Annotated in this window: 1 protein-coding gene; it reads right to left on the reverse strand. The window is 52.1% G+C overall.

Annotation, left to right across the window (positions count from 1 at the left end; translation table 11 throughout):
* Positions 1–256 precede the first annotated feature (256 nt).
* Positions 257–1,999 (reverse strand): hypothetical protein, encoded by a 1,743-nt coding sequence (locus LKK83_RS12005; RefSeq protein WP_324631368.1) that lies wholly within the window; start codon positions 1,997–1,999, stop codon positions 257–259.
* Positions 2,000–2,720: the final 721 nt, after the last annotated feature.

Consider the following 2,720-nt stretch of genomic DNA (forward strand, 5'->3'; position numbering starts at 1 on the left):
TTAGGCTGGTCAGGTGGTTAGAAGTACAAGCCCCTGGCTTTAGACATGGGGTTGGTTTCTACGGAGTCCCTGACATTGTTTTATGGCCAAGTTAAAGTTTGAGTTTTCCCCGATTTGTTAAACACCACCGCCGGGTTTGGATTGACTTTTCCAAATTGCGCTCGGAGGATAAAAAAATCGAGAATCGAGAGACTCACTCCAGGCGATCGCAATCCGGAAAACCCCATGCTGGATGGCGGTCTGCCTCTGGCTTTTTTTAAAAAGAAAAACCGTAAGTAATACCGAAGTTTAACCGTACCCCATCTCCTGAGTTTCCTGTTAGATCGTTGAGTCCAAAACTCGTGACCAAAGGAACTGTTTTAAAGGGTACCACAGAAAATCCCACTGTCAAGTCCTGTCCCGTCCATTCGGCGATCGCGCTGGCTTGCGGACCCATTTGCGTGGCAAAGCTGCCAAACACATTAAACTCGGACCCACCGAATTCGTCGTTCGGATCGAGATTGCTGAGGGTTCGAAAAACCCCATTTCCCACCCCCAGAGTGACAAACCCAAGGCTGAAGGGGTCGTTGATATTCTCGCTGAAAACCAGCACTTTACTCACCGCGCCATAAAACGTTCTGCCGGTGTCATCGGCGGCTCCTTCCCAGTCCACCAGGTTTTGAACCCCGACGCTCACCGCAAAATTTTCTGGCAGCATCCGACCGGCTTGCAGGCTGATACTCCCCGCCCCCAGATTATCTTCCGCGCCCTTTTCGTCGGACAGACCGGTAATGGATAAAGTGGCGGTGAAACCGATCGCTTCTTCCGGATCTCCCAAACCCACGCTGGCGGCGATCGCGCCATCGGTGGAGCGCGTAAAGCGATTTCGCTGGTTAAAAAGCCCCCCAATGGAAGCTTCTCCCCAACTGCCCACAAATCCCGTCGGGTTATTAATACTGATTAACGGGAAGCTCGTGGGAATGCCCAACTGCCTTGTCAGCACTCGAATTTGGTCTCGAGACAACGACTCGATCAGACGGTCTAAGGTTTGGACTTGCTGACCCGAGAGAATCACCTCTGGTTCCCCAGTAGCTTGCTGAACTTCCAAAACCTCGATTAACCTATCCACTTGTCGCGCTTGTTGACCGGTAAGATCCTCCAGCTCGCGAGCGGCTTGTAAAATATCGAGCAGTTCGCTCACCTCTTGTTGGGTGAACTTGCGCGGGGTGGGTAAACCGGGCAGTTCTCGCTCTAAGCGCGCCAGTTCTTCCACACTCAGGGAACCAATCAGGCTTTGGATCTGTTCGGCTTGTGCCTCAGACAGTTCCACCACCGCGTCTCCTTGCGCTTGCAGTCGCTCCAAGTCGCGAATCAGGGTGGCGAGTTCTGTCCGTTGCTGTGGTCGAAAGTTCAAGCGTTGCACTGCTTGTAACAATAACAGCAACTCTTCGAGACCCTCTTGGGTCACTTGTCGGTCGCCCACGGTGAGGGGCACTCCCACGGCGTCCTCAATTTGGGCCAGTTCTGCTGGGGTGAGGGACGCCAGCAGCGCTGTCACCTGTTGAGTCTGTTCGGGAGGCAAAATGACTTGTGGCTGTCCCGAGGCTTGCAGGGTCTCTAACTCGTCAATTAAGCGGTCGATGCGATCGCTTTGTCCGGGTCGCAATCCCAGTTGTTGAATCCCGCCCAGGATTACCAACAGCCGTTGAACTTCTTCTTGGCTAAATACCCCGACTTCCACTTCTGGCAGATCGAGCGACTCCTGGATCTGAAGGATTTCGTCGCGGCTGAGGGAAGATAAAATGGCCTGCACCTGGCGCGCTTGCTCGGAAGAGAGCTCCACCTGTGCTTGTCCGCGCGCAACGAGTCGATCGAGTTCGCGAATCAGGTTTTCGAGTTCCTGACTTCGTTGGGGGCGCAGTCCGAGCCGTTGTATCTCTCGCAGCACTAAAATGAGCTGTTGCAGTTCTCGTTGAGAATAGGTGGCTCCCGGATCCGATTGGGGCGGACTCGGTGGCACCGGTCTGGTGTTTTGTTTGGGTTGTAGAAATTGGGTAGATCCTATGGATGAGTTATCCTCTTCCGGCGGACTCGGTGGCACCGGTCTAGTGTTTTGTTTGGGTTGTAGAAATTGGGCAGACCCTATGGATGAGTTATCCTCTCGTACTGGGTTCGGTTGGGCTAAGCTCGAATTGCACGAGAGAAAAACCCCTGCACTGACACAGGCGATCGAACCCAGACGTAACGCAAGCTGATGTAAGAACACACGTAAAACTCCCCATACCACGTTTAATCTCGTATCAAGTGAACCACATTCTCTTCCGGATTTACAACCGCGCGATCGCTGATATTTCCGCAAAATCCCTTGGTTTCACACCCTAGCTTCGCCCTGCCAGACGCCTTTGCCAAGGGGCTTTGTTCCCCATGATGGAGTCCCGAGGGGATGATATAGCCTTTCTCAAATTGATGTGGTACGTAGCCGAATAGTCATTACCGCGCTTGCACCTCCGAAATGAAAAATTCTCTACGTTACTTATATGAAAATCTTATAACTTTGGCGCGATCGCCACAGCTTTTTTCACCGATAGGACGCTACAGCATAAACAACTATTGCGCTTATCGGGATAGTTTTTTTCCATCCCTGGGGTTGGACTAGGGATAAACAACTATTGCGCTTATCGGGATAGTTTTTTTCCATCCCTAGAGTTGGACTAGGGATAAAAAACTATTGCGCTTATCGG

It is taken from the genome of Phormidium sp. CCY1219 (assembly GCF_035615515.1).
GTDB lineage: Bacteria > Cyanobacteriota > Cyanobacteriia > Cyanobacteriales > Laspinemataceae > CCY1219.